At 58.4% G+C, this 17,508-nt stretch carries 13 protein-coding genes; 5 read left to right on the top strand and 8 right to left on the bottom strand.

Annotated elements, in window-relative coordinates; all coding sequences use genetic code 11:
• Window positions 1-89 precede the first annotated feature (89 nt).
• Complete coding sequence (locus EDE09_RS17775; RefSeq protein ID WP_165924211.1) at window positions 90-842, top strand: multiubiquitin domain-containing protein; 753 nt, start codon at window positions 90-92, stop codon at window positions 840-842.
• Window positions 839-2,239, top strand: coding sequence for a ThiF family adenylyltransferase (locus tag EDE09_RS17770; protein ID WP_132412023.1), 1,401 nt, complete (start codon window positions 839-841; stop codon window positions 2,237-2,239). Before EDE09_RS17775 ends, EDE09_RS17770 begins: the two co-directional genes overlap by 4 nt.
• A gap of 347 nt (window positions 2,240-2,586) precedes the next feature.
• Here EDE09_RS17770 and EDE09_RS17765 read toward each other — a convergent pair whose 3' ends face one another.
• Window positions 2,587-4,809, bottom strand: a complete 2,223-nt coding sequence (locus EDE09_RS17765; RefSeq protein ID WP_132412021.1) for a S8 family peptidase — start codon at window positions 4,807-4,809, stop codon at window positions 2,587-2,589.
• Window positions 4,809-5,933 carry an ATP-binding protein gene (locus EDE09_RS17760; RefSeq protein WP_132412019.1) on the bottom strand — a complete coding sequence of 375 codons (1,125 nt, stop codon included), beginning with the start codon at window positions 5,931-5,933 and terminating at the stop codon, window positions 4,809-4,811. The genes EDE09_RS17765 and EDE09_RS17760 overlap by 1 nt, the downstream gene beginning before the upstream one ends.
• A 161-nt stretch (window positions 5,934-6,094) precedes the next feature.
• Between EDE09_RS17760 and EDE09_RS17755 the strand changes: the two genes are divergently transcribed.
• Window positions 6,095-6,586, top strand: a complete 492-nt coding sequence (locus tag EDE09_RS17755) for a gamma-glutamylcyclotransferase family protein (RefSeq protein WP_132412017.1) — start codon at window positions 6,095-6,097, stop codon at window positions 6,584-6,586.
• Window positions 6,587-6,698: 112 nt separating this feature from the next.
• On the opposite strand, the gene EDE09_RS17750 is transcribed toward EDE09_RS17755, so the two are convergent.
• From EDE09_RS17750 to EDE09_RS17730, 5 genes are all read right to left on the bottom strand, one after another.
• Complete coding sequence (locus EDE09_RS17750) at window positions 6,699-7,568, bottom strand: hypothetical protein (RefSeq protein WP_132412015.1); 870 nt, start codon at window positions 7,566-7,568, stop codon at window positions 6,699-6,701.
• 242 nt (window positions 7,569-7,810) lie between these two features.
• Window positions 7,811-8,947: an RHE_PE00001 family protein gene (locus EDE09_RS17745; RefSeq protein ID WP_132412013.1), complete on the bottom strand. Its 1,137-nt coding sequence runs from the start codon at window positions 8,945-8,947 to the stop codon at window positions 7,811-7,813.
• Window positions 8,948-9,545: 598 nt separating this feature from the next.
• A complete protein-coding gene (locus EDE09_RS28705) occupies window positions 9,546-9,854 on the bottom strand; it encodes a hypothetical protein (protein ID WP_245505187.1) in 309 nt (102 codons plus the stop codon).
• Window positions 9,855-10,115: 261 nt separating this feature from the next.
• Window positions 10,116-11,306 (bottom strand): PAS domain-containing sensor histidine kinase, encoded by a 1,191-nt coding sequence (locus tag EDE09_RS17735; protein ID WP_132412011.1) that lies wholly within the window; start codon window positions 11,304-11,306, stop codon window positions 10,116-10,118.
• Between the two features lie 31 nt (window positions 11,307-11,337).
• Window positions 11,338-12,126 (bottom strand): alpha/beta hydrolase, encoded by a 789-nt coding sequence (locus tag EDE09_RS17730; protein WP_132412009.1) that lies wholly within the window; start codon window positions 12,124-12,126, stop codon window positions 11,338-11,340.
• Window positions 12,127-12,453: 327 nt separating this feature from the next.
• On the opposite strand from EDE09_RS17730, the gene EDE09_RS17725 reads away from it, so the two are divergent.
• On the top strand, window positions 12,454-14,640 hold the full coding sequence (locus EDE09_RS17725; RefSeq protein WP_132412007.1) for a PAS domain S-box protein: 2,187 nt from the start codon (window positions 12,454-12,456) through the stop codon (window positions 14,638-14,640).
• Window positions 14,637-15,011 (top strand): response regulator, encoded by a 375-nt coding sequence (locus EDE09_RS17720; RefSeq protein WP_132412005.1) that lies wholly within the window; start codon window positions 14,637-14,639, stop codon window positions 15,009-15,011. The genes EDE09_RS17725 and EDE09_RS17720 overlap by 4 nt, the downstream gene beginning before the upstream one ends.
• 344 nt (window positions 15,012-15,355) lie before the next feature.
• Here EDE09_RS17720 and EDE09_RS17715 read toward each other — a convergent pair whose 3' ends face one another.
• Window positions 15,356-17,428 carry a bifunctional diguanylate cyclase/phosphodiesterase gene (locus EDE09_RS17715; protein WP_132412003.1) on the bottom strand — a complete coding sequence of 691 codons (2,073 nt, stop codon included), beginning with the start codon at window positions 17,426-17,428 and terminating at the stop codon, window positions 15,356-15,358.
• Window positions 17,429-17,508 lie beyond the last annotated feature (80 nt).

Below are 17,508 nucleotides of genomic sequence, written 5' to 3'. Positions count from 1 at the left end.
TTGACAAACTTAGCACGCTTGAATGATGATGCATTCACTGGCCGACCGCGATGGGATGGTCAGTTCAACCACAAACCCACGAGGGTAAAATGCACATCATCGGAAATGAAAATTCGGCCTCCCGCATCGAGGACCTTCTCGAGGACATCCTTGATGAGATCATCGAATTGGAGGCCTACGCCAAGGAGGGCAAGCGCCCGCCCCTCGCAAAGGGCTACCGCTTCAAGATCAACGACAAGTCGTTCGTCTGGGACAAGCCGTATATCACTGGCCGCGAGGTTCTCGTTCTTGCCGGTCTCACCCCGCCGGAGAACTACACGCTCCGCGTCAAGCTCGCCGGCCACAAGCCGCAGAAGGTGGAACTTGACGAGAAGGTGGACCTCCGGCATCCGGGCACAGAAAAGTTCCGCGCTATCCGCAAGGAACAGACCGACGGCGAAGTTCAGGGGCGGCGCGATGCGCCGCTCCTGGACGCCGACATGGCCTTCCTGGAGGCCTATGGCCATCGCTTCGATATCGTCAAGGATGGCTCGACTTGGGCCATCCTTCATGACTTCCCGGTGCCCTCCTGCTTCGACCATAAGAGCGTGTCGCTCGCGATCCGCATCGAGCAGGGTTACCCGATGACGCCGCTCGACATGCTTTACGTCTATCCCAAGCTGTCCCGCATCGACGGGCGCGAGATCCCGCAGACGCAGGTCGAGCAGCCGATCGAGGGCAGGATCTTCCAACGTTGGTCGCGTCATCGCTCCGGTGCGAACCTGTGGGTGCCCGGCGTCGACTGCCTGGAGACCCACGTCTTCCTCATCGAGGAGATTTTCGAGCAGGAGGCTTCCCGATGAACGTTACCCTCAGCATGACGGTCGGCCAGCATGAAATGCTGCGTCATCATCTCTTCCCTGGTGACGGCCTTGAGGCCGCCGCCCTCCTGCTCTGCGGCGGAAGCGGTCATGGGGACCGTTACCGCCTTTCCGTTCGCGACGTTGTCTTGCTCGATCATGACAAGTGCAAAAGGCTCGACGACCGCATCTCGTGGCCGACCGACCTGATCATTCCTCATCTCGATCATGCGGAAGAACTTGGGCTGAGTGTGGTAAAGGTTCATTGCCACCCCGGCAACTTCCCGCAGTTCTCCGAGGTTGACGACGCCGGCGATCGCGAGCTCCTGCCGGTGGTCCGCTCCTGGGTCGGCGCTGACATTCCTCACGGCAGCATTGTCATGCAACCATGTGGCCGGCTCTTTGGCCGCTTTCTTTGGCGGGGCGACGATATGAGGTCGCTCGACATGATCAGCGTTGCAGGGCCTGACATTCGGCTCTTTCCTGCAACTGCTCACAATCGAAATTCTCCGTTTGCCCGATCTCAGGATCAGGCCTTCGGGGATGGAACCACGGCGACGCTCGCGAGACTGCGCGCCGGCATTGTCGGTATTTCGGGCACCGGCAGCCCTTTGCTTGAACAGCTCATCCGCCTCGGCTTCGGCGAAATCGTCATCATCGACCCTGATACCGTCGAGGAGCGCAATCTGAACAGAATCTTGAATAGCACCATCGCCGATGCTCGGGCGGGCCGTCTCAAGGTCGATGTAGCCGAAGCCGCAGCGATCGCGACGGAGCTTCCGACGAAGATCATCAAGGTTGCGTCGACGTTGATGTCGCCGGCGGCGATCCATGCCCTATCGGTCTGCGATGTTATTTTCGGTTGCGTCGATACGCATACCGGGCGCTTCGCGATGAACCTGGTCTCGACATACCATATCATTCCGTATTTCGACGTCGGCGTCATGCTCGATGCTGCCGGCGATGGAGATGAGGCGGGGCGAATTCGCGACATCTTGGGCACGATCCACTACATCGTCCCTGGACGGTCGAGCTTGATTTCCCGTGACGTGATCTCGCTTCGCACCGTTGCGCAGGAAGGTCTGGCCAATTCCGATCCCGAAGCGGAAGCACAGCAGGTTCGCGACAAATATTTCCGCGGCTTGAGCGTCAGCCGGCCTGCTGTGATCAGCATCAACATGTTCGCGGCAGCCTTGGCGGTGAATGATTTTCTGGCACGGATACACCCATATCGCCAGATGCGGAACAGTGATGTGGGCTCGATAGAGTTCAGCTTGGGTTGGTTGTGCCTGACTGCAGACGAAGAGCTGGAAGATTGCGCACTCCTGCGCCCTTGGCTCGGCCACGGCAGGATTTCGCCGCTTCTTGGATTGCCGGAACTTTCGGAGGCGCGTTCATGACGTGGTTACTGGATGCCGCTCAATACCTCGCGGGGACATTCCGGGCACTGCTACGCCGCCCGTACCGCGGCGTAGTCCGTGAAGGTTGCATGCCGCGGTTTGTCGCCCCGAAGACCCTATACATTTTGAACGAAGACGGCGACCCGTGGCAGGCGACGATGATGTGCCCATGCGGATGCGGCGCTGTCCTCGAAATGAACTTGGTCCCTGACGAGAAAGCCGTCTGGCGCGCGAAGGTGGAGAAGGATGGAACAGGCACGCTCCACCCTTCGGTCTGGCGGCAGGTTGGTTGCCGCTCCCATTTTTTCATCCGTAACGGGAAGATCCGCTGGTGCGATTGATGCGGACTACCTGCGGATCGGAATTTCGACAACCGGACGCAGCGGTTCGAGCTGCGTCTGATACCGGCGAACAATCTGATCGTAGAGATCCGCGACGCGCTTTGCCTTAACGCTCACAACTAGTGCGTAGCGTAACTCGTCTTCTGGTTCGAAATCTCGGCTTTCGAGGCGGGCATTATAGTGGATGTCGAAGGCCGGATTACGCAGACTTTTTCCAAGAAAACCGACAGAGGCGTGGAGCGTGTTCTCCCATTTCCAGGCGTCCCGGCGCAGATCCCCCTCCGTCAAGCCCTTCTGGGCTTTGCCGAAGAAGCTTTGCGTATCCGCATGCATTTTCTTATCTTCTTTTCGCTTTGTATCCTTTGGACGGAACGCGATTTCCAAGCCGGCCCGTGTGTAGTTGCCTGGATGATGGGGGTCCGTCAGTGTCTTATAGCATATCGTCGCCGTTATCTGGACCTTGCCCTCCATTTCAGCGACCGGAACCGGGATCGGTGCCCTCACGTAGCTGCGGGCGGAGATAGTACCCTGATAGATGACGCGGACGGTGTCATCGTCGCACAATAGAATGTCGTCCATCGTTCTGGCGACCCGACCACGGCCGACCTCTTCAGCAGAGATCGACGTTTCTTCGGCTGTATGTACGAGCAATGCCCTTACCGCAAGCATGTCGACATTCGCGCCAAGGTGCGCCTTCACGCCGGCGGCTACCCTCAACAGGCTCGGCGCGGCGAAGGAAGTTCCTCCGGTCACCTCGAGCTGTGGCCTTCCGTCCGAGCTTGCAACGAGGAACGGCCGCTGCAGCGAACCGCCGAAATCGACAAGATCAGGCTTGATGAGACCTGGGCTTCGGCCAGGACCGACAGAACTATATGGCGCCCGCGCCCAAGCAGCGTCGGGGCTATCGGCGGCGCCAACGGCCATCGCGTTTACACAGTCGGACGGCACCTGTATCCTGTTGAATCCCAGTGCCGCATCCCGCTCTCCGTCATTTCCGACGGCGATCGTTGCCAGGGTATCGTTCCTTGAAAAACGGTCGTCGAGCACCGCGGTCCACGCGTGAACGTCGTCATCTTCAATAGGAAGATTCGGCCCGAGACTGATGTTGACTAAATCGAACTGCCGAGCAAGCAGCGTCTGATCGATCCGATAAAGCACCTCGTAAAGCCCATCAGGATCCTGACTGGGGTCGGTGTCGAGCACACGATAATGCTCAACCGGCGCGTAAGGTCTTGGAAGCGGTTTGGTCGGGTCGATATGGCCGAACAGAAACGCTGATGTGACATGCACACCGTGACGGCGAAGATCCTCATGCGAGCTGCCGACACCAGTCGTATCGATTGGCGTGGTCCAGGCCGTTACCGGATGATTGTCTGGCACACCCCCATCAAAGATGGCGACCCTGATTGCCGGATCCATTGGCACTTCCGCTGGATATTGAATCTGAGGCGAAGGGGTCGCGGCCGCCCGAATAGTCGGTCGGAGCACGCGAAGGGTCGGCATCTGCCGAAGCGCGCGGACTGCGGTAAATGTCGCAATGTCCTCGGCGCGTTCACTTGGCGCGGTCAACTCAACAAAGCAAAGCCCGCCAGCATAGAAGCGGTTGTCCATTGGAGCGTCGATCCCAAGCTCCGAAAGATACGCTCGGAACGCGCGAACGATTTTCTGCTCGCCAAGAAGTTCATCAGTGTGCAGCACTGCTTCAAACGTCACACTCCCCTTTTCCGGCAGATGGCCTTTTAGCTTGTCGTCTGCGTCAGGAGCACCAATTTCCTCGATAGAGATAATGCCGTTGGTTGCGGTGGTCGTGTTATTCCATCGCGGCATAGCTGAGCTCCAGCTACGTAGCGATGCTCTTGGCCCCATCACAAAGATTTCGGTCGTCAGGGTTTCTTGCGCTGGCCGTCCTTGCGATCGCTTCTGCGGCGTGATCGATCTTGTCCGGCTCCCGACGGCCTCGACGCCGACTTGCTGGAAGAGCTCCTTCGGATAGAACGACTTTGCGATGTATTCCGGGTTGAGAACTACCGACAGAACTGCCTTGTCATCAGGGCATGCTGCTGCTGGCAAACTGTCGACCAGAGAAACCGCACGGCTCAGCATCGGTGCCAAGCGCGAGCGAGACTCGAGAAACGTATAGGGATGCTGTTTGGGGGAACCACCTCTGACGCCTGTGACAGAAGACACAAGGCGCTCGCCTTTCCCCAAGAGAAAATTCTGCCGCGCCATCAGCCACCCTTTCGTTTGCGCGAGCTCACTTCAGCCCGCGAATGGCTGCGTACAGTGTCACGGGCAACCCCGGTCAACTTCTGCACGCTCCGCTGGGAAAGCCCACCGTCAACCAACATCGTCGCAAGATTGATGCGCTCCGACTTTGAAAGCTGATCCGGTGAAATCAAGGCCTGCAAATGGGTCTCCAGCGCATCTCCGGAGATCGCAGCTGCCCGACGCGCACGTTCTACCGATTGCCTGATGTCACTGAACGATTGACCGTGGAGGGCGATCGAAAGAACATTCGCCCAGTGATCGGCGCTATCATCATAGGGCTGAAGCAGGCCATTCACGAGCTCCTGAATTGCCGGCCGCTCTGGCATCGGAAACTCAACTTTCATCTCGAAGCGTCGCCAAACAGCTGGGTCGAGCAGGTCGGGATGATTGGTGGCTGCGAGCAACAGGCCGGTCGCCGGCCAATCGTCGATCTGTTGCAAAAGTACGGTCACAAGCCGCTTGAGTTCGCCGACCTCGTCGCGGTCATCTCGACGCTTCGCAATGGCATCGAGCTCATCTAACAGGAGAACGCAGTCCGCCTGCTTGGCATAGTCCAGTACCTGGCGAAGATTTGCCCCGGTGCGGCCGAGGTAGCTGCTCATAACCGCAGCGAGATCGAGGATCATCAGAGGCTTGCCGAGCCGTTTTGCCAACCATCTTGCGGCAAGGGTCTTGCCTACCCCGGGCGGACCGACGAAAAGTGCGGTTCTGGTCGGATCAAGCCCTGCCGCGTCGAGTGCCTCAAGCCGACCCCGTTCCGCAATCAGCTGGTCAAGCGCCGCGGAAACCTCTGGGGCTAGCACTGGCGGATGATCAAGCTCGATCGTCTCCTCAATCTTTAGAAGATGAAGGCGCGAATCGGAATCAACCGGCATCGGGACTTCAGCCATCCGGCGCAGCGGAGTTTCTTTCGAGGGCGCTTCTCGCAGAAGAGCGGTCAGCGAACTGGAAAGCTCGGGCTTATCCGCCCGTGTCTTGCGCGCAATGCGTTGCACCAGCATCTGGATATCCTGGGCTCGACCGGCGAGAGCCAGGCGCGCAAGGCTGATGATGTCGGAATCGAGATCCGCTTTTGCCGTCGTCATGTATGGAAATCCTCGTATGCCAGTGACCAGTCTTACCTAAAGTGGACGAGAATTCAATAATGAATGGTAAAATTCTTCCACCTTTGTTGCAAACCATTGCTTTTTATGAATTATATGGTGGACCAAAGACAGGTCCGAAGAACTTGTAGAATGGAGGCAACATGCTCTACTTCGCCTATGGGTCCAACATGGATCCGGATCAGATGATAGAGCGTTGCCCCAACGCAAAGCTCGTCGGTCTCGGCTATCTGCCGGATTACATCCTTTGTTTTCCGCGTCGATCGAAAAACCGCGGTTGCGGCGTGTCATCGGTCACTCCGCAGATTGGCCAGGATACCTGGGGCGTGGTTTGGGACCTTAGTGACAAAGATTTTGCCTCGCTCGATATCAATGAAGGCTATCGTCGCGATCGGGAGCCGTCGGAAAATGCCTACAATCGTCTGACCGTCACGATCAATCTGAACGGAGAGTGGATGGATGCCGAAACCTACATAGCATCGCCCCAGGAAGGCTTGCATCTGCCGAGTCTTGCCTACCTGGACCACTTGCGGAACGGCGCGAGCCACCACGGTCTCCCGGAGGCATATCGGACCTACCTCGCCGGTCTGCCCGACGACTCCTTGAATTCAGATAGTTACACGCCTCGACTTTAATCTAATGCCTGATTCCACGCGAAAAGCCGTTTAAACTAAAGATCACCGGCCACGCCCTGTTCGCTTTCCGAGATCGGGGATGTAGGATTCGGTGTTTTCGAGACAGGTAGGATCAGTACTCGTTGGTGACGCCAATCTCTGCCCAGAGCATGCGTTCCTGCTCCTCCTCCAGTGCCGAGCGCTCCACCACCTTGGACTTCATGTCCAGCGCGTAGAGCGGCATTTGCCAGCGGTCGTAGAGTTGACCGACATGGTCGTCACTGGCGGCTTCCGTCACCAACTTCTCTTCGATTAGCCGTTCGAGCATGGCCTGAATGAGCCGGTCGCTTTCATGGGACTTCGTGTCATCCTGAAAATCCACATCGTCCCAGACCTCGGACACAGCGTTGATCCCATTGAGGCTGAAGGCACCGACCGCGGACAGTGCCTCGGCGACAATTAGCGCACTCGGCTTGAAATCGAAGATGCTGGTGTAACCACCAGGTGCGATCCACTGCAGGGTGCCGTCATCAAGGCCTTCGATGTCGGCATAGAGGCGGGTTTCCCGCTGGTAGATAAGGTCGTTCGGCGCGATGAACTCGCCCATGCCGCCTTCAAGGTAGTGTGTCACGCGCCGCTGGTCGATGATCTTGCGCAATTCCTTCAGATCGACCGGCCGCCATTGGCAAGCTTCTGCATAGAGAAGCCGCGAAAGATGGTCGTAATACCAGCTCATCAACGTCCCGATCCTGCCGGCGATGCGCTTTTTGGGGCAGCGGACGATGTCCATGAGGATGAGGATCTTGGCCGCTTCCTCTTCCGCATGGCCCTTGAGTACACTGGACTCACGGGGCATGTCCGAGACCTTCTGCGACGCGGCATAGAGGCCGCGTGCACTTTCCAGCAAGATTGGCAGGCCTTCGGCAATGAATGCCTTGCGCTTGTCGGCCGGCATGTTGGCAATCCTGTGCGCCTGCCGCAGTCCGATATCCGTCTTTGCCATGTGTCCGCCCCTCCGTTCCGATAATCCATAGCAACTAGCGGGCAGGAAATCATCATAGCACCGTCGGTGAACAGGTCGTTACCCTAACTCGAAGCCGGCACGGTCCTACCTGCCTTGTTTGCGTTTCGAGGAAGAGTATCTTTTGCTCATCTCACTGAATTTTTTCGATGTGTTCTAAGGGCGACCGCTTGTGTTCACATCTCAAGAGTTCTCCACCTCCGACGAATATACGCTGCGGTGGATCAGATCACTCCCCACGCCCGAAACCTCCCCCTCCCGGTCATCTCCCTCAAGCCCAGCTCCAAAACAATCCGCCGCGCCGCCTGCGGCGTCACATCCAGCGTCTTGGCCACCATCCCGGCCGACACCAACGGCTTTGCCATGACCAGCTCGACCAATTCCGGCAGCTTTGACGACGTCCGGCGTCCTTCCAGTTTCCGGTCCATCATCGTTTTCGCCAACATCAGCCTGTCGTGTTCTTTCATCCCGATCTCGGCGGCTGCCAAAAATCCGTGGGCAATGGCGAGCAGCCGCGTTTCGCGATCGCGATGCCGTCGCCGATCGACGGGGATGGTTTTCAGGCCGAGATTGATGGCGGCGAGATGGGCACCGCTGGTGACGCCTGCCTGGCCCAGTATCGCCGCGGCCAACAGCCGGCCAAGCCAGGGCGCGTGCTGAAGGACAGCCAGCTCGTTCCAGGCATCGAGGGCGACGATTGCCTGCAGCACGGCCGGCAGGTTTTCGGCCTGGCGCAGGACGCCGCGCCACTCGTCGAGCCGGGCATCCTCGTCCCAGTCGACATCATAGATGAGAGGATCCTTTTCGGCCGAACGGTTGCCGCCGGCGCGCCCCGGTCGTGTGGCGCTCTCGATCGCCGCCTCCGATCGGGCCAGCACCGCGTCGATGGCGGCATAGTCGACGCCGGGCAGATTTCCCGCGCCGTCATCATCCCCCTCCCCTTCCGGATCCGCCGGGACCGCGCGCCGAATGGTGTTGGCCGTCTCCGCTCCATCAGCGCCAGCGGCCGTGATCTCCGCTGTCTTTCGCAGGGCGCGAATTCCGTCCGGCGACAGCGCCCAATCCGGTAACTGCGCGGCGATGCGCCGGCGGGTTCGTAACACGTCGCGGGCGATGATCAGCTCGTGCGTGGGCGGGCGGGTATCGCGGGTCGCGTCGTGCAGGACGAGGTCTTCGAGATGGACGAGTTCGCCGTCGATCCAGAGGGAGGCGCAGGCGTCGGCGAAACTTTGGCGCTCGATCCACCCGGCGCCGACCGGCGAGCGGGCGATGCGCTCGTCGAGACGGGTCACAGCGACACCGGCATCAAAAGCCGGCCGCATCAGGGCTGTCATACTGATTTTCGCGAGATCGTAAGCCATTGATTTTATGGTAAATGATTTGCTAAAAGAACTCTATCACAAAGTTAGCATTCCTCACTCCTTATGTTGCCCTAGGCCACGCCTAGCCATCGATAACAAGCGTTTATCGATGGTAGATCGACAGGGCACGCGAATCCGCCTGTCGGTCGCCCTGGATGACCGGAAACGCCTGGTTTTCCGGCCTTTCGAGCAGATTTCGGCGAGGTTCGGCGGAACGGTCTCGGCTCTGCAGGCCACTCACAGCGGTCCTGGCATTCGGCTACGATGCGGCTTCCCTCATCATTCCTCTGCTCAGCCGACCCTTCTTGCCCCTCTCCTCCTCCGATCTCCTTATTTTCAGGTATTTCCGGCGCAGATGGCCATCAGAGCGCGTTTCACACTGGCTACGGCCGGATGCCCGTTCGGGGTCGCTTTTCGAGTCTGGCGGCGCTGCATTTGGACCATAAAACACGCTTGCAACTGGTCGATTTCTCAGGCATTCCTTATCTGTACAAACCACCAGAAAAGCGCGCGAAAAAACCATGGCAAAGCGGCAAGTCGCCAATCTATCGCCGGCCCCAAAACGTCTTATCGGCTATGCGCGTGTCTCGACCCACTATTAGGCCACGATGCGCAGATGGCGAGTTGCGGCCGCCGGCTGTGAGGGGTTTTGAGGGTCGGTTCCGGCTGCGGGCGCCACCGGACGCTCGAGCAGCTGCCTCGACAGTTTTTTGTTCGACAGCAAAACGGGAGAAAGCTCCAGCGACTTCAAAAACAAAATTCGACGGGCTGCATCAACGTCGCGGGGCGACCCCTCCTCGTTTTCCAGGAAATCGAGGGCCTCGTAGATGCTGGTGAAGGTGTGCTCCAGTCCACACTGGAGCCGCACCTTCACAGGACGGGTCCATCGAACATCGGTCAGAGCCATCTCCTTCCTTCCACCTGAAAATCTCATTACTCTAGTATTGCGCCTCAGCCGCAGCGATTCAAGGTTTCGATGCCCGGTTCATAAGCAGCCTGAACAGACCACCGCCTTTGGCGCCACGAGCGATCAGCTATTCGGGGTTGGCTCATTGTGTTTGTCGCGAACGACATAGATCCTTCGCATGAGGCGTTGGAACGCCATCAGATCGGACAAGTTTATCTTTTCACGGCCGGTCTCGTAACCGCTTTTGCCTTCACTGGGCCGTCACGATGCCACTGGCTTGACGGCGCTAGGCGGCATCCTGAATAGGAAGGCAGTCTGCTTTGTGTCGGAGTGCACCTCCAAACGACCGCCATGGCTTCGAGCAATCTCACTGCAGATAAATAGGCCGAGGCCAAGCCCCTGCTTCTCAGCAGAGCTTGTAGCGCGGAAGAAGGGCTCGAACAGGTGGTTCTTTACGTGCTCGGGGATCGGCTTGCCCTCATTCGCAACCGTTATCACGACTTCGTTGACGCCAGGAGCCGCGACGATCTTCACCGGTCGGTTAGGGGCCCCATGCGCCAACGCGTTACCCAGCAGGTTTGAGACCAATTGAGCGACCCGGCCGCCATCACAATTTACCTCCTCCGCAATATCAAGCGAACTCTGGATGTCTCGCCCGGGATGTGCGGTCTGTAATTCCTGGACAACCTGCTCAAGTACGATGCGCAAGTCGGTCGGCTTCGGGTCGATAGCAATGCCTTGGCCAGCTCGACACCGCGCGAGATCAAGCATATCCTGGATCAAGCCAGACATGCGCTCGGCACTTTGGCTCATCATCGTCAGGACGCGCCGTGCCTTATCGGACTGAGGCTCCCGGGACAGAATGTTAAGCCCACCGGCGATCGAAGCCAGCGGATTGCGCAGGTCATGGCCCAGGATTGCAACGAATTGCTCCCTCAAGCGCGCCACTTCCTTTTCCGCCAGTAGCCCTTGCTCAAGTTGGAGCCGCTCGGCAATGGCTGCATCGACCCGCTCTTCCAGGGTTCTGTTTAGTTCCCCGAGCTCTCGGCGGGCTCGGTCGGCTGCGTTCTTCGCATCCACCAGGTCGCGCTCATATCGGCGCCGATCCGCCGCCTGGAACAGGGTTATGCGGGTAAACTGCACTCCCCCGTCGCTCGACCGGCGCTCGGCTGCATTTGCCAAAACGGGGAGCTTTCGTCCATCCGGGCCGACAAGATCCAGGGCGACTTCATTGAAGTGCCCCTGCATTCGCAACAGGGGTGCAAAATGGGTTTCGTAGAAAATCTTCCCCGGAACGTTGAGCAGATCGTAGAACCGCTTTCCGAGGAGGTCGAAGCTCGGCATGCCAAGCCATCCGGCAAGCGTGCGGTTGGCTTTGACAATCACGCCATCAGCGGCCAGAGAGAGGTATCCACATGGGGCATTCTCGTAGAGGTCTTCAAGATCCTCCATGATGCCCTCCAATCCAGTTTGAGCCTCCGCCTTACACAAAGGCTTTGATCGCGGAGATGACCTGGGCAGGCGCGCTCAGGTTCGGACAATGTCCTGTTGCATCGATGACGACCATCTCCCCCCGTGGCAAGTGATCCCGTACATATTCACCGACCCCCTGCTGGGCGATGACATCCTGCTTGCATTGGATCACAAGCGCACGTGCCTGACAACGCGGAAGATCCGCCCGATTGTCCGACAAAAAGGTGACGCGCGCGAACGCCTTGGCAATATCGGGGTCGGTGCGGCAAAAGCTGTTCACAAGCTCTTCGCTGAGCTCGGGGCGATCGGGGTTGCCCATGATCACCGGACCCATTGCGGCGGACCATCCCATGTGATTATCGTCCAGGAATTCCAGCAGTTCCTCGATCTGTTCTCGCGTGAACCCGCCCTCGTAACCTTCGTCGTTGATATAGCGGGGCGATGGACCGATCAGGACAAGCTCGCTGAACAGATCAGGTGCTTCGATTGAGGCGAGAATACCGATCATAGCGCTGACGGAATGTGCGACAAATACGCCACCTTTGATATCCAGGGCCTGACCTATCTCGACGACATCAGCCGCATAACCGGCAAGGCGCGAGTACTTGGCATGGTCATAGGCGGTGAGGTCGGACTTGCCGCAGCCGACATGGTCGAAGAGGACAACTTTGTGGTCCTGTTCAAAGGCCGGCGTGACATGCCGCCACATGTTCTGGTCGCAGCCGAAGCCGTGCGCAAAGACCATGGCGCGCCGTCCTTCGCCCCGCACGGTGACATTGTTCCTTGCGATAACCGACATGATCCCTCCAACTTCGGTGCAAGCGCCAGCCGCTGCTCGTCGGCTTCCTGCCAACAGACGCGGTGGAACATAGGAACATTATCGGCAGCCGTCGAGTACCTCGTCTCCTTGGCCGAACTTGGATGGTCTGGGGCCGCACCCGGGGTATAATGGTGCGAAGCACCGGAATAAATACGCGGTCCCTGTTCTTGGCGCGCGGAACCAATTCTCAATTGTTGCGTTTGTTGTGGTTGCGCGCAGTGGAGCGAGCAAGGGCGGGGTGCGGATCCGGGTCCAGCTTTGGCTGGCGCTCTGTTTCCGGCCTCAGGGCCCGAGGGGATAAGTTGCATGTCCAATATCGAAGAGTTTCCTGCCGCCGCGCGACGGCTGACCGAGTTCGAGGCGCTCACGGCAGCTGCCCCAGGTGTTCTCGATGCTATCCCTGGCGCGGTCTATCTCTGCGACCAGGACGGCTGGCTGGTCCGTTATAATTCCGAGGCGGCGGAGCTGTGGGGGCAAACTCCTTCCGTCGGCGACAAGCGTTCCCGCTTCTGCGGGTCCCACGCCCTCTTCCTCCCCGATGGCACGCCGCTTGCGCATGACGTCTGTCCCATGGCAACGGCAATCTTCGCCGGCACGTCGACGCGCAATGCCGAGGTTGTCATGGAACGGCCGGATGGGTCGCGTTTTACGGCCCTCGTCAATATCCGGGCCCTGAAGGACCATGAAGGCAGGATCCAGGGCGCGATCAACTGCTTCCAGGATGTCTCCGCGCATAAACAGCTGGAAGAAACGATTCAGCAGAAGAACGCCGATCTTGAAGATTTCTTCGAAAATAGCGCGATTGGCCTGCATATCGTCGGCGGTGACGGCATCATCCAGCGCGCCAACAAGGCCGAGCTTGCGCTTCTCGGCTATACGGCTGAGGAATACGTGGGCCGCCATATCGTCGAGTTCCATGTGGACGCACCCGTCATCGGCGACATCCTCCACAAGCTTTCCTGCGGCGAAAAGCTCGACCTGTATCCGGCACGTCTGCGTGCCAAGGACGGGTCCATCAAGCAGGTGCTGATCACGTCCAACAGCCGGTTTGAGGACGGCAAGTTCATCAGCACGCGCTGTTTTACGACTGATGTAACCGATCTTCGTGAGGCCGAGACTGCTCGCCATGAAAGCGACGAGCGGCTGGCCGCAACCTATGACGCCGCTACGATCGGGATTGCGGAAGCCGACAAAAACGGCCGTCTGCTGCGCGTCAACGACACTCTCTGCCGGATGTTGGGACGCTCCCGCGAGCAGCTCCTCAACATGACCTTCTTCGACTATACAGAAGAAGAGGACCGATACGAGGATGGTGCTCTTTATGCGCGCCAGGTCGCCGGCGAAATCGACAATTATGCCGTACGCAAACGGGCTACGAGGCCCGATGGCACTACGGTTTACTTGGATGTCTACAGCTCGTCCGTTCTGGATGCATCCGGGGGCTTCCGCTACGGGGTACGGGTGCTCCAGGATGTTACTGCCGCCAAGCAGATGGAGGACCGGATACGCGAGAGCGAACAGCACCTGCGCGATCTGCTGGAGGCGCTGCCGGCGGCGGTTTATACAACGGATGCGGCCGGTCGTATCACCTTCTTCAACAACGCCGCCGTGGAGATGTCCGGCCGTACGCCCCAGATCGGCGATATGTGGTGCGTGACCTGGCGTCTTTACAATACCGACGGCACGCGGCTTCCCCACGACCAATGCCCAATGGCTGTGGCGTTGAAGGAAAATCGTGCCGTTCGCGGCGCCGAGGCAATCGCCGAACGGCCAGATGGCAGACGCATTCCGTTCACTCCCTACCCTACACCTCTTCATGACGCCGATGGCAAGCTGATAGGTGCAATCAACATGCTGGTGGATATTACCGAGCGCAAGCAAGCGGAGAACCGGCAGAGGCTGCTGATTGACGAACTCAACCATCGTGTGAAGAACACGCTGGCGACGGTGCAGTCGCTGGCGGCTCAGACGGCGCGGCATGCTGACAGCCTGGAAGATTTTTCCCATCGGTTCGAGGCAAGACTACTGGCTTTGTCGCGCGCTCATGATTTGCTGACGAGACGCAATTGGGAGGGTGCTTCCCTGGACGCGCTCACCCGGGAAGTATTGACGGCATTGGCCGGTAATGCAGGACGGCAGGTCGAGATCGATGGACCCTTCGTTGATCTGGACCCCCGCACGGCGTTGAACGTAACGATGGTGCTTAACGAACTCGCCACCAATGCTCTGAAATATGGAGCTCTGTCCTCAGGGGCGGGCAGGCTTTCGCTCTCCTGGCGAGTGGAAGAGGGTCCGGACCTGAAACCGAGAATGATCCTCGAATGGCGCGAGCATGGTGGGCCACCGGTCGTACCGCCCACACGTCGCGGCACGGGCAGCAAGTTGATGGAACGGTGTATCGAGCGGGATCTCGGTGGTGAACTCGACCTCACCTTCGAACCTTCGGGAGTTGTGTGCCGCATGTCGATTGCGCCCGGGCTCGTTGCTGCATGAGTGAATTTAGCGGCATCAAGGTTCTCGTCGTTGAGGACGAGGGTTTCGTTGCTCTTCTGATCGAAGATATGCTTTCGGATCTCGGCTGCGAAATCGTTGCGTCCGTAGCTGAATTACAGGAAGCCTGCGCAGTCGCGGCCGCCGAAGAGATTGATCTGGCTGTGCTCGATGTGAATCTTGGCGGAGAGCGCAGTTTTCCTGTTGCGGAAGTCCTACTTGAGCGCGGCGTGCCCTTTATCTTCAGTACTGGATACGGGACGGCGGGATTGCCTGAGGAGTTTATCGGAAGGCCTGTCTTGGCCAAACCCTTTTCTGCTAAAGCCCTCGAGGCAACGCTAGCAGTTGCGCTTGGCGTGCCTCAATCACGGTGAACGTTGTATGTTGGTACCATTCCAGTGAGAGCTTTATACGATGCTGGTTGTACCACTGGATGTAAGAATCCAGCTGCTGCATGAAGTGGCGGGATTAGCCCAGCCGAATACCGCCGGAATTCCAACCAGCTTCCGGAGCGAAGCGTTTTCATGGCCAAACCGTACGACGTTCATCGCCTGTCAGAAACCCTCGTCCAGATGGCCGCCTGATCGCTACCACGATTTCTCATACACACGTCGCTGCAGTCCACCCTCAAATTTTGTGCAGTGAAGTTTTATTCACCACCCTGAACGAGACTCGTTAGGGTGCCACATGGGGGGTATTGCCGAGGTAGCGAGGGGGTTTAAGCAGAGCGGCTCGTCGCCAGGTTCTCCTGATGCGGACCCTCCCCTCGTGTCGGCACAAGTTTGTGAGCAAGATCCCTGGTCGCTGACGGTCTTCCCAACAGATAGCCTTGTCCTTCGTCGCAGCCTTCCATCCGCAATACTGACATTTGCTCTTCAGTCTCTATGCCCTCTGCCAGAACAGGAATATCCAGGCTCTTGCCGAGGGCTAGTACGGCTCTCACGATAGCCTTCGACTGCCGGTCCTGCTCAATCCCATCGACAAAGGCTTTGTCCAGCTTGATCTTATCGAAGGGGAACGACCGTAGTGTTTCGAGTGACGAGTAACCACTTCCGAAGTCATCGAGCGCCAATCCGACTCCGAGAGCTTTAATCTGGCGGATGATGTGCAGCGAGCGAACTTTATCCTTGATCAGTGCAGTTTCGGTAAGCTCCAGCTCCAATCGATGCGGCGGCAACCCTGTCTCAACCAGTATCTCGTGTACCAGCCTAGGCAGGTTGGCATCCATGAACTGGACAGCCGAAACATTGACGGCCACACGGCATGGCGGTTCCCACGCGGCCGCGTCCGTACATGCCCGGCGAAGCACCCAGGCACCAAGTGACCCTACCAATCCATTCTCCTCCGCAACCGGAATGAACTCGGATGGCGAAATTGGACCTAGCTTCGGATGTGTCCAGCGCAGTAGCGCTTCGTATCCATGGATTTCGCTGGTCGAGAGCGACTTCTGCACCTGATAGTGGACATCCAGTTCGCCGTGCTCTATGGAGTGTCGCAATGTTTCCGCAAGCTGCCGCCGCTTGCGTTCCAATGCACCAATTCCGGCATCGTAGAACAGAAGCCCGTCAAGGGCGGCGTGCTTGGCATGATACATTGCCACATCGGCATTGTTGACCAACTCGTCCAGTTCTTTGGCATCGTCCGGCCAGATGGCGGCCCCCATGCTCGCCCCGACTCTCATCTCCATGCTACCAATACGCATCGGCCGGCTTACGATTTCGGCAAGGCGCTCGGCGAAGGCGGAGACATCGCTTTTAGCGCCACATTTTTTCACTGCTGCGAACTCATCGCCGCCCAGGCGGGCGACAAACTCGTCCTCCTCAAGGCATTGCGCCAGGCGACGTGAGATGATGCGAAGGGCCTCATCGCCGGCGCCGTGTCCGAGCGTGTCATTGATTTCCTTAAAGCGGTTGAGGTCGACGCCAATGACGGCGAATTTGCGGCCTCGTCCTTGGGCTTCATCGAACACTTTACTGATGTGAGTGGAAAAACTGGCGCGATTGGGCAGACCCGTCAAGGCATCGTGGGCTGCCATGTGGCGGAGCTGTTCCTGTGAGTCTGCGCGAACATCTGTGTCAATCAGATAGCTCGCGAGCCCGGAACTGACGACGATCAGGGCAACGATTGTGATGGCGAGGGCGAAGGTGAAAATGGCTGCCGTATCCACCTCGGCAAAACTCTGTGTCAGCGGCGTCACGCGGTAGGCCGCCATTGCCGTGAAATGTAGACCGACAATCCCCGTGACCAAAAGCGCAACGGCCAACCAGAATCGTTGCATCTGCAGCCCCGATCGCCAGACCACGGCTACCGCCGCCGCCGAACATAAGGTTGCGATTAATACTGAGACCAAAATGTAATCAATTCGCCATTCGACGAGTCCAACTACATGGTAGGCGCGCATCCCGGTATAGTGCATAGCGGAATATGTTAAGCCGACTAGTGTGCCACCAAGCAGCGGGAACTTACGCGTCGCTCCCATCCCACTGATAGAGAAACCGGCAAGGAGGCCCAACATCGCGATCATCAGCGACATCAAGGTCATCACCGGGTCGAATGATGCTGGCGCCGGTGGTTCATATGCTAGCATGGCGACGAAGTGCGTTGTCCATACGCCGCCGCCACCAGCGACTGCAGCCAGGAACTGCCAACCGAGCCTCTGCCACCGCGACGCGATCGCTGCCCGGTGCAGTAATCTCAAGGTGATCGCCGCACCGAAAAGGCAAGTAAGAGCCGCGATAAAAACCAGGAGCAAATTGTGTTCATTTGCGATGCAACTTACCACGGTCATCATTGGCGGACGCTTCACCCCGACTCTTATACGAAAGCCCCTATGATGACTTCAGAACTTAAACACTCTCTTACACCTTTGAG

The sequence above is a fragment of the Neorhizobium sp. S3-V5DH genome, assembly GCF_004343065.1.
Taxonomy (GTDB): domain Bacteria; phylum Pseudomonadota; class Alphaproteobacteria; order Rhizobiales; family Rhizobiaceae; genus Neorhizobium; species Neorhizobium huautlense.
Note: the sequence above shows the minus strand (reverse complement) of the source record. Positions and strands in the feature narration are given on the sequence as shown.

Excerpts from the sequence above, each read along its gene's own strand:
- EDE09_RS17775 (WP_165924211.1), top strand. The coding sequence starts at position 90 with ATGCACATCATCGGAAATGAAAATTCGGCCTCCCGCATCGAGGACCTT.
- EDE09_RS17770 (WP_132412023.1), top strand. The coding sequence starts at position 839 with ATGAACGTTACCCTCAGCATGACGGTCGGCCAGCATGAAATGCTGCGT.
- EDE09_RS17765 (WP_132412021.1), bottom strand. The coding sequence starts at position 4,809 with ATGGCGCGGCAGAATTTTCTCTTGGGGAAAGGCGAGCGCCTTGTGTCT.
- EDE09_RS17760 (WP_132412019.1), bottom strand. The coding sequence starts at position 5,933 with ATGACGACGGCAAAAGCGGATCTCGATTCCGACATCATCAGCCTTGCG.
- EDE09_RS17755 (WP_132412017.1), top strand. The coding sequence starts at position 6,095 with ATGCTCTACTTCGCCTATGGGTCCAACATGGATCCGGATCAGATGATA.
- EDE09_RS17750 (WP_132412015.1), bottom strand. The coding sequence starts at position 7,568 with ATGGCAAAGACGGATATCGGACTGCGGCAGGCGCACAGGATTGCCAAC.
- EDE09_RS17745 (WP_132412013.1), bottom strand. The coding sequence starts at position 8,947 with ATGGCTTACGATCTCGCGAAAATCAGTATGACAGCCCTGATGCGGCCG.
- EDE09_RS28705 (WP_245505187.1), bottom strand. The coding sequence starts at position 9,854 with ATGGCTCTGACCGATGTTCGATGGACCCGTCCTGTGAAGGTGCGGCTC.
- EDE09_RS17735 (WP_132412011.1), bottom strand. The coding sequence starts at position 11,306 with ATGGAGGATCTTGAAGACCTCTACGAGAATGCCCCATGTGGATACCTC.
- EDE09_RS17730 (WP_132412009.1), bottom strand. The coding sequence starts at position 12,126 with ATGTCGGTTATCGCAAGGAACAATGTCACCGTGCGGGGCGAAGGACGG.
- EDE09_RS17725 (WP_132412007.1), top strand. The coding sequence starts at position 12,454 with ATGTCCAATATCGAAGAGTTTCCTGCCGCCGCGCGACGGCTGACCGAG.
- EDE09_RS17720 (WP_132412005.1), top strand. The coding sequence starts at position 14,637 with ATGAGTGAATTTAGCGGCATCAAGGTTCTCGTCGTTGAGGACGAGGGT.
- EDE09_RS17715 (WP_132412003.1), bottom strand. The coding sequence starts at position 17,428 with ATGATGACCGTGGTAAGTTGCATCGCAAATGAACACAATTTGCTCCTG.